This window comes from Elusimicrobiota bacterium, from assembly GCA_016218575.1.
Classification (GTDB): domain Bacteria; phylum Elusimicrobiota; class Elusimicrobia; order UBA1565; family UBA9628; genus JACRDN01.
Genome location: JACRDN010000016.1, coordinates 1 through 13,169, shown reverse-complemented (window position 1 = coordinate 13,169; position 13,169 = coordinate 1). Strand labels below are relative to the sequence as shown.

Here is a 13,169-nt window from a genome sequence, read left to right as displayed (position 1 = left end):
AGCCCGCCGGAAGTAATCCAAAATGCTAAAATCAGGGCTTCGGTCATGATCAAGAAACTATTCGAGGCCGTTTTCGGCACGTCCAGCGAACGCAAGCTTAAGGTTTATCGTCCGGTCTTGGAGCGCATCAACTCCCTTGAGGAGAGCGTCAAGGCCCTTTCCGACGCAGATTTCCCCGCTAAAACCGAGGCTTTCCGGGCTCGCCTGCGGGAGAAGATATCCGTCTTGCCCGCCGATGTTCCGGAGGCGGAGCGCAAGAAGCTTTGGCAGGAGTCCTTGAACGAACTCCTCCCCGAGGCCTTCGCCTTGGTGCGCGAGGCGGGACGCCGTTCCATCGGCCTGCGCCATTACGACGTCCAGCTTTTGGGGGGCATGATACTCCACGACGTGGGCATCGCGGAGATGCGCACGGGCGAGGGAAAGACCTTGGTCGCCACGGCCCCGGTTTACCTCAACTGTCTTCTCGGGCGAGGAGTCCATGTCGTGACGGTGAACGATTATCTGGCCAAGCGCGACTGCGAGTGGATGGGCCCCGTCTACCGCTTCCTGGGGCTCACCGTGGGCTACGTCCAGCATGACATGTCCAACGAGGACCGGCAGGCCGCCTACCTCTGCGACGTGACCTACGTCACCAACAACGAGGTGGGTTTCGATTATCTGCGCGACAACATGGTGGTGCGCCGCGAGGACCGGGTGCTGCGGCCCCTCCATTACGCGATCGTGGACGAGGTGGACTCGATCCTGGTGGACGAGGCCCGCACCCCGCTCATCATCTCCGGGGCCGCGGAGAAATCCACGGATCGCTATGCCATCATCAACCGCCTCATGCCCCTCTTCAACGTGCGCAAGATCACCGAGGAGGAGGAGATACAGGCCAAGTACACCGGCGACGACTTGGGCAAGGGCTACGACGCCATCATAGACGAGAAGAACCATTGCGCGGTTCTCACCGAGGACGGCGTCCAGAAGGCGGAGAAGCTTCTCGGCATCCCGAATCTTTACGACGACCTGGAGGGGGAGTGGGTGCACCACATCACCCAGGCCCTGCGCGCCCACCACCTCTACCATCGCGACGTGGACTACGTGGTGAAAGACGGCGAGGTCATCATCGTCGACGAGTTCACGGGGCGCCTCATGCCCGGCCGGCGCTGGTCGGACGGACTGCACCAGGCCGTCGAGGCCAAGGAAAGCCTGGCTCCCAAGGAAGAGAACCAGACTTTGGCCACCATTACCTTCCAGAATTTCTTCAAGCTCTACAACAAGATCGCCGGCATGACCGGCACGGCCATGACCGAGGCCGACGAGTTCCAGGAGATATACAACCTGGAGGTCTGCGAGATTCCCACCCACAACAAGATGGTCCGCATCGACGAATCGGATCTCATCTACCGCACCGAGCGGGAGAAGTACGACGCCATCGTGGGCGAGGTCAAGGAGTTGTGGAAGAAGGGCCGGCCCGTGCTCGTGGGCACGCGCTCGATCGAGAAATCCGAGAAGCTCTCGGCGCTTCTGCGCCGGGAGGGGATCCCCCACAAGGTCCTCAACGCCAAGTACCACGAGATGGAGGCCCAGATCATCGCCCAGGCCGGGCATAAGGGTGCCGTCACCATCGCCACCAACATGGCCGGCCGCGGCACCGACATCCTTCTCGGCGGCAACCCCCAGGATTCCGAGGAGTACAAACAGGTGGTTTCTCTGGGCGGGCTTCACGTCCTTGGGACCGAGCGCCACGAGGCCCGGCGCATAGACAACCAGCTGCGCGGCCGCTGCGGCCGCCAGGGAGACCCCGGCTCCTCTCGCTTCTATTTGGCCTTGGACGACGAGCTGATGAGGCTTTTCGGCTCGGATCGCCTCGCCCCCCTCATGGAGAAGCTCGGCATGAAGGAGGGGGAGGTGATCGAGTCACGTCTGGTATCGCGGCAGATCGCCGGGGCCCAGAGGCGAGTCGAGACCCACAATTTTGACATCCGCAAGCAACTCCTTGACTACGACAACGTCATGAACAAGCAGCGCGAGGTCATCTACAAGCTGCGCAACGAGATTCTGGACGGCGACGCGGTCTCCAACCGCATGCAGATGATGATCGCGGAGGACCTGGACGACAAGCTCGCGGCCGCGGCCCCGCCGGACTCCTTCCCGGAGGCCTGGGACATCTCCGCGCTCAAGATATACCTATCGAGGACCTTCGGTCTCGAGTGGAATCCCGCCCAGGAGGAGGTGTCTAAACTTAACCGGGAGGCCTTGCGAGAGGCCCTGCTTTCCTCCATCAAGGAGCTTTACGCTCATCGCGAGAAGGAGTTCGAGGGCTACGATTTCCGCGAGATCGAGAAAATGGTTCTCCTTCAGATGATAGACAGGGCCTGGAAGAACCACCTCTACGACCTCGACCATTTGAAGAAGTCCATCGGCCTTCGCGCCTATGGGCAGAAGGACCCCAAGATCGAGTACCAAAAGGAGTCCTTCGGCCTCTTCGAGGCCATGCTCTCCCGCATCCGGGAGCAATCCGTCGAGTACGTTTTCAGGGTCCAGGCCCCGCGCCAGCCTCCCCCGCCGCCGCCCATGTCCTTACAGGGGCCGGACATGGAGGCGCCCTCGGGCCAGGCGCGCTCGGCCCCGGCGGGCCGCGACGGCCAAGCCTCGGCTCTCAAGAAGGCGGCTGCGACCGTCCCCGACATCCAGAAAATCGGCCGCAACGACCCCTGCTACTGCGGCTCGGGGAAGAAATATAAGAAGTGCCATGGCTAGTCGTAAGCCTCCCCGTGGGGAGGCGCGCAGCCGTGAGGGGGTAACGTCGTAGCTCTCTCGTTGTCGTCGGGTTTCCTTTTGGCCCTGTGCCTGCCCCGCCCCGGTTTTTGCTTTCTGGCATGGTTCGCTTTGGCGCCCTTATTTCGAGCCTGGAGCCGTTCGCGCCCGCGCCAAGCCGCGGGGCTTGGGTTCGCCGCGGGATTCTGCTTTCACGGCTTGGCGCTTCACTGGATTTACAGCACCTGCCGATTCGCTTTAATCCCCATTCCTCTGGCCATTTTAGCTTGGGGTGCCTTGGCCGCCTTTCTGGCTTTGCATTGGGCTTTGGTCGGCGGGGTCGGCACCTGGGCCTTAAAGCCCATCCCCGAGTGGCTCAAGCCGTGGGCCTGGGCCGTGGTTTGGATCGCCCTCTCGGCGGCTTGGGAGCGCTGGACCCCGCGGCTTTCCGTGGATTTGCTGGCCTACACCCAATACCGAAATTTGAACCTATTGCAAATAGGCTCCATCCTGGGGCCTTTCGGCTTGGGATTGCTGATCGTCGCCTGCAACGCGGTGTTGGCCCAGGTCTGGGAGGGGTTGGAAAGCCGCAGGCAGGACCCATTTCTCGCCAGGAACGCGGCCGCCGCCGCGTTCCTGTTCCTGCTGGCATGGGGCTATGGGACCATCGTTTTGGCCTGGCGCTTCCTGGAGCCGCGCGAATCCCTGCCGCGCGCGCGCGTCGAGATTCTCCAGCCCGCGGTGGACCAGTACCATAAATGGGACGAGGCCTGGGCAGGAGCCATAGAGGCGAATTTCCGCGAGCTCCTGGATGGGGCTCGGGCCGATAAGCCGGACCTCGTGGTCTGGCCGGAATCGGCCCTACCGCGCTGGGTCCGGGAAGGGACGCCAATTCGGGAAGCGGGAAGCCCCGCCCTTCAAGCCTTCCAGCTCGTGGGCGCTGTGTCGCGCTCCGCAGAGGGGGAGAGCCACAATTCGGCCTTCCTCCTCGGCCCCAATGGTGCTGTCAGGGGGATCTACCACAAGAGGCAGTTGGTGCCTTTTGGAGAGTTCCTTCCTTTCCCTTTCTTAAAAAAATTCGTGGGCCTTCTACAGCAGATGGGTGACTTGTCCCCGGGAAATCTCGATCAGGAGCTTTTGCCCACCCCCTTGGGTCCGGCCGCGGCCACGATTTGCTACGAGGCGATGTTCCCAACCCTCTCCCGGCGGGACGCCGCGCGCGGGGCCCGGCTTATCGTCAATCTCACCAACGACGGCTGGTACAAGGACACCTGGGGCCCTTACCAGCATTTTTACGCCAATATATTCCGCGCCATCGAGAACCGGGTTCCGGTCATCAGAGTCGGCAACACTGGGATCTCCGCGGTGATAGACCCCTGGGGCGTGGTCTTGGCGCGCCTGGATTTGAACCGTCGCGGCCGGCTCGACGTGGAAATGGCGACGGGGAGCTTTCCAGAAGGCTCTTTCTACTCCCGGCACGGGGATTTGCTGGGGACTTTTTGCCTATGGGGCTTGGCGGGTTTGGCTCTTTTGAGGCTTCGGCGGGCCTGATGCGGCGCATTTTCTACTCCCCGAAATACACGGTGAATATCGGGGAGCACGTTTTTCCCACCCAAAAGTTTGCCATGGTGGCCGATAGGCTCAAGGGCAAGTGCGAGTTTGCGGAGCCAGCTTTGCCCTCCCGCGAGGAGCTTCTCCTGGCTCATAATGAGATTTGGGTGGAGAAAGTGCTCCAGTGTCGCATGGTCCTCAACGATGAGACCTTGATGGAGCTTCCCTTTTCGAAGGAGCTTTCACTCGCCCATCAATTATCGGCGTCGGGAACGATTCTGGCCTGCCGCGAGGCGCTGGATACAGGGGTGGGGCTTCACATCGGAGGGGGCTCGCACCACGCCTTCGCGGACCGCGGCGAGGGCTTTTGCGTCTTGAACGACATCGCGGTGGGCATACTCAAGATGCGCCAGGAGAGAAGGATCAGCCGCGCTGCGGTCATTGACTTGGACGTGCACCAAGGAAACGGCACCGCCTCCATTTTCGCCGGGGATCCCGACGTATTCACCTTCTCCATGCACCAGGAGGACGCCTACCCCGAGGTGAAAATGAAGAGTTCCCTCGACGTCGGCCTGAGGGCTGGAACTGGCGACGAGGAGTATCTGGCCTTGCTCGGCCAGAATGTGGGGAGGGTTTTCGAACTGGAGCCCGAGCTCGTGGTCTACCAAGCCGGGGTGGACTGCTATGAGCGAGACCTCCTGGGTGGGCTCAAGCTGACCGCGGCGGGCCTTAAGCGCCGCGACGAAATCATCTTCGAGGAGTGCCGCCGGCGCTGCATGCCAGTGGCCGTTACCTTGGGGGGAGGCTACGCCGCGCGTCTCGAGGTTACGGCCGAACTTCACGAACAGACGTTGTCAGTCTTCCTTTGCGCGTAACAAGAATATACCACACGCGGCAGGCCATGTGACCGGCGCCCATTTTATCAATTTGTGCAGGAGATGTTTTGAGGCGTTTGTGTTTAGTTTACATATTAAATTATGTATTGAAAATTACTATTGAGGCTGCTATACTAGTTGAGTGGAAATTGGCAAAAAAATAAAAGAAATTCGGGAGAGCAAAGGCTGGTCCCAAGGGCTTCTGGCTGAGCGGGCGGGGCTTAGCCAACAGCATATTTCCCTTATTGAAAACCGTAAAATCAAGGCGGAATGGGGGACCTTGGAAAAGGTGTTGAGCGCCTTGGGATGCGAGATCGTTTTCAAGGAGATGAATTTCAAGGCGGCTTGCGAGCGAAGAGCTCTTCAATGGAGGAATTTCTCAGCTTTTGAGGAATCCCTCCGTGATGGCTTAAGCCCGGCGCAGGCCTTGGCCCAGGCGGGCGCCTTGGCGCAGCTGTTTCATTCCAGGCAGGAAGGGGTCTCTTTGCTTGCCGACTCCGGGACCGCGTTGGAAAGGTCCCTTGAGGCTCTCGTAGTTTTTCTCGACGCCGAACGCCTGCCCTACATGGTCATCGGCGGCATCGCGAATTTGGTTTGGGGGTTGCCTAGGGCGACCTTGGATATCGACGTGACCATTTGGGTGGATCCCGGCCAAGAGCAGGATTTGGCGGAAAGATTGGCCGAAAGATATTCATGCCTGGTTTCCTCTCCGGCTCAGTTTGTTCTTGAAACGCGGGTTCTGCCTCTGCGCGTGCTGGACTTCCGGGTAGACGTGATTTTTGGAGGGCTGCCATACGAGCAGCGCGCCATAGGGAGGGCTCAGAGCGTCGAGCTGGCGGGGGTTTCGGTGAAGGTCTGCTCTCCCGAGGACCTGATCATCCACAAAATCATATCAGAAAGGGTGAAGGATCTTGATGATGTCAAAGGCATCGTCCGGGTTGCGGGCAAGCGCCTCGACCGAGGTTATCTCGACCCTCTCATTAAGGCCATGGCCGAGGACTTGGGCCGGCCACAAATTCTGGAATTCTACCTAGGTCTTTTCTCCTAGGCCCGCCTGGGCCGAAGGCCCCTGCTCCCCGCAGGGGCGAGCGTATATCATATAAATGATGAAATCCGCGCTTCTGGCGGCGGCGATTTTAGCCGCCCCGACCGCTTGGGCCTCGGTTCGGGGTGTTGACCCTCTTCTTGCCGATACTTTTTGGGGCTTGGCCCGCTCCCGCGCTCTCCAGGCCGCGCTCGGGCCGAAGGTCGTGGAGATGATGCAGGGCGGGAGCCCCCTGGGGCTGTCCTGCGCCCAGGATTTCTTGGCGGAGCTCGAAGCCCAAGGCGTTACGGCGGACAACTTGGTGCAGAAGCTGGAGACCCAGCCCCGCCTATTCAAGGCCGCCGAGGCGTCGTTCGCCGGGTCCATCAACCAAAGGGCCGGCCTTTATGTCCGGGTGCCGCGAGAACCCGCTCTCCTGGAGGAGCACGGGATTTGGGAGTCCACGGAGCAGATATGGGCGCTCATGGCCCATCCTGAGTTCTTGAACCGCGCCAATCGCCGGGCCTTGCCCCAAGCCTATGACGCGCTTTTGAGGATTTATGCCGGGCATGCGGCCCAGGGGCGCGGCATGACCGAGGAAGAGGTCTTGGCGGGCATGAGCCGCACCTGGGAAGTCCCGGTGCGCTCCTCCCCGGGCTCCGCCGCCGCCCGGGGGGTGGCTACTCGCCTTTGGCAAGGCCTACGCCGACCCGCCGAGCGGTTCATGGGTTCCCGCCGGCAAAGCGCGTGGGTGAGCCGGAGCTTGGGCCGTCTCGGCAAGAACGCCGGCATGGAGAGCGAGCAGGACCGCTATTCGCGCTTTGCCGGGGCCTATATCGAGGAGCTTTTCGCCTCCGGCCAGGCTTGGGATTTCATTATCCCCCAATATGTCTCGAATCTGTACCTGGGCCAGCTTAGCCGCGGGAGCTATGACGCCGTTCGGGCCGGGACGCTCCGAGTGCACCGCGTTTCCGGCTGGCAGGAGGGCTTGCGCCTCCTCGAACGCGGCCAAGCCGACGCCCGGCATTTGGAGATATTGCCGCCCATGGCCTTCAAGGACGGGGAGCTTGTTTCCCGCGCGGGCTTCGATAGGGGCGATCCGGTTTTGGCCCTGCACCAGTTGTTTCTTCCCGACTGGGAGAAGTGCTGCACCCGCCCCCTCCCGGATATGGACCGGGAGGCCGAGAACCTCGCGGACGCCCATGTTTGGGAGGCGAGACGCCTCGCGGCCGCGGTGAGAATTCTGGGTGCTTTGCGTCACGATCCGTCCCAGCTTTCCCCGCGGGCGGCCGGGACTTTGGAGCGGGGCCTGACGGCGCATTTGCGCGCCCTCCGGGACGGACGGGAGGATTTGATGGGCTTCCAGAACGAGAACGGCTTCCTGCAGCCTCATGCGGTGGCGGCCGCTCTTTTCGACGTTCAGGAGAATCTTCCGTTGTTCGGGCTCGGGGAGATATGGGCCGCGGGCCGGGGGCTCTTTTCCTCCTTTAAAAGGGCTCGGGCTGACCGGAGAAACGCCAATCTCGTCTGGACTTTGGGCCGCCTGGCCGAGTTGGCCCAGCTCAGCCTGCGCGCCGACCGTGCCGGCTTGGGCCTTGCCGAGGCGTATCCGTTTTATATGTTCTCTCGAGGCCTGGCCCGCTGGGGATGGGGGCCGCGGCCCGAGCAGTTCGCCGCGCCGGCGATCCGGATACATGACGCCGAGGTGATGGATCAAGGCCTCATAGCGGCGCGAGCAAACGCCGCGGCCCTGTCCCGCGACATCCGGGAGTTGGAAGCGGCTTGGAAGGCGGTCGTTGACCGGATCTTGCGGGATCTCCCGGTGGAGCAGGGCGATGCCGCGAGGTTCGCCTCGGGGGAAAGCTTCAAGTCCTGGATAAAAAGCCTGGGCTGGCCGATCCCAGAAAATCTAAAATAAGCGAGTGTTCAAGGAAACCGCGGATAAGATCGAGGCCGGCAAGGCTTTTTTGGCAAAAATCGGAAAGCTTCTCGACCCGGGCAGGCTCCGCCAGGAGATCGAGCGCCGCGAGACCGAGGCCGGCCGGCCCGATTTTTGGGCCGATTCCTCCCAGGCCAAGAAGAAATCCAAGGAGCTGAACGGTTTGAAGAGACGCCTCGGCGATTGGGAAAAGGCCGGGAAAGCCCTTGAGGACTTGAAGGCGCACTTGGAGCTTGCCCAGGAGGCCGGGGACTCCGGCGAGCTTTCCGAGGTTCAGAAGGGCCTGCGCGAGACCGAGAAGGCCCTCTCGGCCATGGACATGAAGCTCAAGCTCTCGGGTGAGCTCGACAAGTTCGACGCGATCGTGAGCCTCCACGCCGGGGCCGGGGGCACCGAGGCTTGCGATTGGGCGGAGATGCTGCTGCGCATGTACACGCGCTGGGCCCAGGCGCACGGCTTTGAGTTCGCCGTCACCGACATCTTGAAGGGAGAGGAGGCCGGGGTCAAAAGCGCCACGGCCTTTGTCCGGGGGGACAACGCCTACGGGTTCATGAAAGGCGAGATGGGGGTGCATCGCCTGGTGCGCATCTCGCCCTTCGACTCCAACAAGAGGCGGCACACCTCTTTTGCCTCCATGGACGTGCTCGCCGACATCGAGGACACCATAGACATACAGGTCTCGGACTCCGAGATCAAGCTCGAGACCTTTCGCTCGGGCGGGGCCGGGGGGCAGAACGTCAACAAGGTGGAGACGGCGGTCAGGCTCACCCATATACCCACGGGCCTCGTGGTCGCCTGCCAGACCGAGCGCTCCCAGTTGCAGAACCGGATGAACGCGCTGCGCATGCTCAAGGCAAAGCTCTACGAGATCGAGCTCGACAAGAAGCGCTCCACCATGGAGAAGCATTACAGCGAGATGGGCGACATCGCCTGGGGCCATCAGATACGCTCCTACGTCTTCATGCCCTACCAGCTCGTCAAGGACCTGCGCACCGGCCACAGCACCTCCCAGATCCAGGCAGTCATGGACGGGGATCTCGATTCCTTCATCGAGGCTTATCTGGCCTGGGACGCGGCCGGCCGCCCGCCGCGCTCGCGCGAGGCGGAAGAAGAATAGCCGAGGGCGGCTCCGCGGCTGACGGACCAAGTTGGCCGGCATGGGTCCTTAGGCCCAGGTATTTCTAGGCCTTAATCCTGCGCCAAACTGCGCTTAAGTCCCATTCACTCCCATCGCGCACTTGGTCTAATACTCTCATGAAAACCATGAAAATGCCCGTGCTCGCCGCCTTCGCCGCTTTTTTGGCCTTGCCGTCCTTCGGCCAAGCTATTCCCGCCGTTTCAAAGAAACTGGTGGCCGCAAGCCAGAAAGAGGACGAGCTTCCGGAGCGCTACGAGCAAATCGTCAAGAATTTTGACGCGCTCGGGCGCAAGCCCGAGCTTGCGAAAGTGGTTGGGACCTGGAAATGGGTGGACGACGGCTTCAATTACGTTCCCAAGGGCTACACCATGAACGGCAAGCCCTGCCAGATCGTGATCAGCCAGGACGGTACGGCCTTGGTCCAGTACGTGGCCTATCAGGGGGAGGCGGGGCCGCTGCCCATCCTCGAGAGCGCGCGCTCCTTGGTCCTTGATTTCACCATGGGCGATGTTTTCTTTGGGCACTACATCTTGGAGTGCCGGACCGTCGTCCAGAACCTCGTCTGCAAGGCGAGCATCAAGGGAGACCCGCAGAGCAGGCATTTCGTGCTTGAGCGCGCGTATTGGCCGAAATAAGACTCGCTACGAACAGAGAAAACCCTCCTGACGGGGGGCTTTCTAGGCCTGTGGCAGTTAATCTTTAACGTCCGGCATTGTTTCTGGATAGGTTGGCTGGTCGGTAATATTGTAGAGCATTTGACCTCTTATGCAGTCCACGCCACGCGAGGGGTTCAATACGAATCGTTCGTGTATTTTTTTACATTCTTTCCTTTTCATATCCCGAAGGAAAGATTCCACCGGCGGTCTGATGTTCTGATCATAATCCTGTTGGGCGACAGCCAAAAGATGCTCGGCTTCTGAGAAACTCTTTTTATTAATTTGTTCAGTCGCCGTTTCGAGCCATTTTTTTACTCTGTTAGAATCTGCCGTTAATCCTAATTTGGCGATTACCACGGAATTAACCGACAGTTCAGAGGAAAGCGTCTTCGTCCATTGTAAAAGGCTGGAAGCATTGCTTGCGGCGTGGCCCGAGCCTAGGCATAAGACAAGGCAGAAAAGCGCAAGGAGTATTTTCATAGCCCAATTATTGTCCTGAAAAGGCAATCTGTCAAGGCCAACAAGAAAGCCCTCCATCAGGAGGGCTTTCTTGTTGTTGATGACTCGTCAAAACTTCTGGCTTGGATCGAGGTGAATTCCGGGCCCCATGCTGGAGGAGAGGGTGACGCTCATGAGATACGTTCCCTTGGAGGCCGCGGGCTTGGCTTTTATGATGGCTTCCAAGACGGTCTTGGCATTGCCCAAGATCTTGGTGGACTCGAAGGAGGCCTTGCCCACGGGGACGTGGATGATGCCGTAGTCGTCCACCTTGTACTCCACGCGGCCGGCCTTGAGTTCCTTGACGGTCTTGGCGACGTCCAAAGTGACGGTGCCGCTCTTGGGGTTGGGCATGAGGCCCTTGGGGCCGAGGACTTTCCCGAGCTTGGAGAGGTCCTTCATCATGTCGGGGGTGGCCACCAGGATCTCGAAATCGAGCTCGCCCTTGGCGATCTGCTCAAGGAGGTCGTCTCCGCCCACGAGATCGGCGCCGGCGTTCTGGGCGTCCTTCTGCTTTTCGCCCCTCGTCACCACCGCGACCTTCTTGGATTTGCCGAGTCCATGCGGGAGGCCCACGGTGCCGCGGACCTGCTGGTCGGCCTGCTTGGGGTCCACGCCGAGGCGGACGTGGAGCTCGACGGTCTCGTCGAACTTGGCGGTGGCGCACTTCTTGACGAGGGGCACCCCTTCCTCGAGGGAGTACAGCTTCTCTAAGTCGACTTCCTTGGCGATTGCGGCGAGTCTTTTTCCCATTCTAATTCTCCTTGACCTTCAAGCGCTCCTAAAGCGGAGCTCGGTCTTCCCGTTTACTGTATGACTTCGATGCCCATGGACCGGGCCGTGCCCTTCACCATCTGGACGGCGGCCTGCAGGTCCTTGGTGTTCAAATCCGGCATTTTCTGCGCCGCGATCTCCTCGGCCTGCTTCAAGGTCACCTTGCCCACCTTGTTGCGGTTGGGTTCTCCGGAGGCCTTGGCCAGTCCCGCCGCGCGCTTCAAGAGCGAGGAAACCGGGGGCATCTTCGTGATGAAGGTGAAGGAGCGGTCCTCGTATACCGTGATCACGACCGGGATGGTCATCCCGGCCTCGCCGGACTTCGTGCGCTCATTGAACTGCTTGCAGAAATCCATGATGTTGACGCCGTGCTGTCCCAAAGCGGGGCCCACGGGCGGCGCGGGGTTCGCGGCCCCGGCCGGAATCTGCAGCTTGATTTGAGTCTTTACTTTCTTTGCCATGATACGGCCTCCACTAGCGCCCCTTTGCTATGGGGCGAAAAAGCCTGACGATGGTTCCAAGGGCCAGGAAGATCAGGAACAGCTTCCAAAACGAGACCTGCTCCGAGCCGAACAGCCACGCCGTGAACTGGGGGCTGAATATCTGCGGCCAGACCACCCACAAGAGGGCCGCCGAGGCCAAAGTGGTGCTGAAAAAAGCCATGAAGCCGAAGCCGAAGGCCGCGACCATGGTGAGAAGCGCTAGGACCGTGCCGAAGAGGCCGAGGACGCGCGCCTTCTCGACGCGGCTATGGGCCTTGGGCCCCTCGTTTTCTGGGGAAATGATCTCGGCCTCCAGGGCGCCGTTCACAGCTTCTCGACCTGCAGGAAGTCGAGCTCGACCGGGGTGGGCCTGCCGAATATGGTGACCATGGCCTTGATCTTGGCCTTGGCCTCGTTGACTTCCTCGACGATGCCCACGAAATGGCGGAAGGGGCCCTCGATGATGCGTATGTTCTCTCCCTTCTCGAACTGCACCGCCGGGCGGGGCTTGCCCGCGGCGGAGGTGCTGGTGAGCTCCATGATGGCACCCATCTCCTCCTCGGGAAGCGGGGTGGGGCGGGGCTCGCCCAGGAATCCCGTGACTCCCGGGACGGCCTTGACCAGCCAATAAGTCTGTTCGTCGACCATCATATCGAGGAGGACGTAGCCGGGGAAGAACTTTCGCTTGGAGATCTTCTTCTTGTTCTTCTTGATTTCCACGACGTCCTCGGTGGGGATCAGGACGTTGAAAATCTTTTCCTGGAGCTTGTCCGTGTCGATCTTCTGCTGGAGGAGGGTTCTCACCCGATCCTCGAAGCCGGACTGCGTGTGAACGACGTACCAGCCGCGTTGTAGCAATGTCATCGGCCTAATAGGGCTCCTAGTATGATGGATAGGACGAAATCGATTCCGGCCACGTAGAGGGACATGAGGATCACGAGCAGGAGCACGGCTCGGGTCGAGTCCGCCGCCTCCTTGCGCGAGAGCCAGGAGGATTTGCGCAACTCGTAATAAGCTTCCTTGACGAACTGTGTCGCTGTGTTCATTTTATTGACAAGACGTCCCGCGCGGGGGTGCCAGGACTCGAACCTGGAGTCTCGGTTTTGGAGACCGATGGTTTAACCAATTAACCGACACCCCCAAGTTGTAAGCGGAGGCGAAGCCTCCGCGCGCGGGTCATTAGATCATTTCTTACTTGACCTCTTTATGACTTGTCTGCTTTCCGCAGCATCTGCAGAACTTCTTGATCTCAACCTTGTACTCTTTCTTCTTTCCGCGCTGATAGTGATAATTCTTGTTCTTGCACTCGGGGCAGCCCAAGGTGACGATGACTCGATCTCCCATGGCCGTTACGCGATAATGTCGCTGACGACGCCTGCGCCGACCGTGTGGCCGCCCTCGCGGACGGCGAAGCGCAGGCCCTTCTCCATGGCGATGGGGGCGATGAGTTCTACCTCTATGTCTATGTTGTCGCCTGGCATCACCATCTC

The 13,169-nt window shown here is 60.6% G+C and carries 15 protein-coding genes and 1 tRNA gene; 7 read left to right on the top strand and 9 right to left on the bottom strand.

The features are described from left to right. Positions 1-45 precede the first annotated feature (45 nt). The 7 genes from secA to HY921_05095 all read left to right on the top strand — a co-directional run bounded on the left by secA (position 46) and on the right by HY921_05095 (position 9,904). Positions 46-2,745: a preprotein translocase subunit SecA gene (gene secA, locus HY921_05125; GenBank protein ID MBI5630246.1), complete on the top strand. Its 2,700-nt coding sequence runs from the start codon at positions 46-48 to the stop codon at positions 2,743-2,745. A 60-nt stretch (positions 2,746-2,805) separates the two neighbouring features. After that, on the top strand, positions 2,806-4,293 hold the full coding sequence (gene lnt / locus HY921_05120; protein MBI5630245.1) for an apolipoprotein N-acyltransferase: 1,488 nt from the start codon (positions 2,806-2,808) through the stop codon (positions 4,291-4,293). Continuing rightward, positions 4,293-5,168: a histone deacetylase gene (locus HY921_05115; protein ID MBI5630244.1), complete on the top strand. Its 876-nt coding sequence runs from the start codon at positions 4,293-4,295 to the stop codon at positions 5,166-5,168. The genes lnt and HY921_05115 overlap by 1 nt, the downstream gene beginning before the upstream one ends. A 142-nt stretch (positions 5,169-5,310) precedes the next feature. Then, on the top strand, positions 5,311-6,216 hold the full coding sequence (locus HY921_05110) for a nucleotidyltransferase (protein ID MBI5630243.1): 906 nt from the start codon (positions 5,311-5,313) through the stop codon (positions 6,214-6,216). 55 nt (positions 6,217-6,271) lie between these two features. Then, entirely contained in the window at positions 6,272-8,110 is a 1,839-nt protein-coding gene (locus HY921_05105) for a hypothetical protein (GenBank protein MBI5630242.1), read from the top strand. Positions 8,111-8,114: 4 nt separating this feature from the next. Next, positions 8,115-9,248 (top strand): peptide chain release factor 2, encoded by a 1,134-nt coding sequence (prfB, locus tag HY921_05100; GenBank protein MBI5630241.1) that lies wholly within the window; start codon positions 8,115-8,117, stop codon positions 9,246-9,248. A gap of 137 nt (positions 9,249-9,385) precedes the next feature. After that, the gene (locus HY921_05095) at positions 9,386-9,904 is read left to right on the top strand and encodes a hypothetical protein (protein MBI5630240.1); all 519 of its coding nucleotides are present in this window, start codon (positions 9,386-9,388) and stop codon (positions 9,902-9,904) included. A gap of 57 nt (positions 9,905-9,961) precedes the next feature. Here the strand turns inward: HY921_05095 and HY921_05090 are convergent, their stop codons facing one another. The 9 genes from HY921_05090 to tuf all read right to left on the bottom strand — a co-directional run. Continuing rightward, on the bottom strand, positions 9,962-10,405 hold the full coding sequence (locus HY921_05090; GenBank protein ID MBI5630239.1) for a hypothetical protein: 444 nt from the start codon (positions 10,403-10,405) through the stop codon (positions 9,962-9,964). 87 nt (positions 10,406-10,492) lie between these two features. Next, positions 10,493-11,176, bottom strand: coding sequence for a 50S ribosomal protein L1 (rplA, locus tag HY921_05085; protein ID MBI5630238.1), 684 nt, complete (start codon positions 11,174-11,176; stop codon positions 10,493-10,495). Positions 11,177-11,229: 53 nt separating this feature from the next. Then, positions 11,230-11,658, bottom strand: coding sequence for a 50S ribosomal protein L11 (gene rplK, locus HY921_05080; protein ID MBI5630237.1), 429 nt, complete (start codon positions 11,656-11,658; stop codon positions 11,230-11,232). A 13-nt stretch (positions 11,659-11,671) separates the two neighbouring features. Beyond that, on the bottom strand, positions 11,672-12,007 hold the full coding sequence (locus HY921_05075; GenBank protein ID MBI5630236.1) for a hypothetical protein: 336 nt from the start codon (positions 12,005-12,007) through the stop codon (positions 11,672-11,674). Then, a complete protein-coding gene (gene nusG / locus HY921_05070; protein MBI5630235.1) occupies positions 12,004-12,543 on the bottom strand; it encodes a transcription termination/antitermination protein NusG in 540 nt (179 codons plus the stop codon). Before nusG ends, HY921_05075 begins: the two co-directional genes overlap by 4 nt. Next, entirely contained in the window at positions 12,540-12,725 is a 186-nt protein-coding gene (gene secE, locus HY921_05065; protein ID MBI5630234.1) for a preprotein translocase subunit SecE, read from the bottom strand. Before secE ends, nusG begins: the two co-directional genes overlap by 4 nt. A 22-nt stretch (positions 12,726-12,747) precedes the next feature. Next, a tRNA-Trp gene (locus HY921_05060) sits at positions 12,748-12,820 on the bottom strand. 50 nt (positions 12,821-12,870) lie between these two features. Then, positions 12,871-13,023, bottom strand: coding sequence for a 50S ribosomal protein L33 (gene rpmG / locus HY921_05055; GenBank protein ID MBI5630233.1), 153 nt, complete (start codon positions 13,021-13,023; stop codon positions 12,871-12,873). A 5-nt stretch (positions 13,024-13,028) separates the two neighbouring features. Then, the coding region (gene tuf, locus HY921_05050; protein MBI5630232.1) for an elongation factor Tu at positions 13,029-13,169 on the bottom strand (141 nt) is incomplete at its 5' end.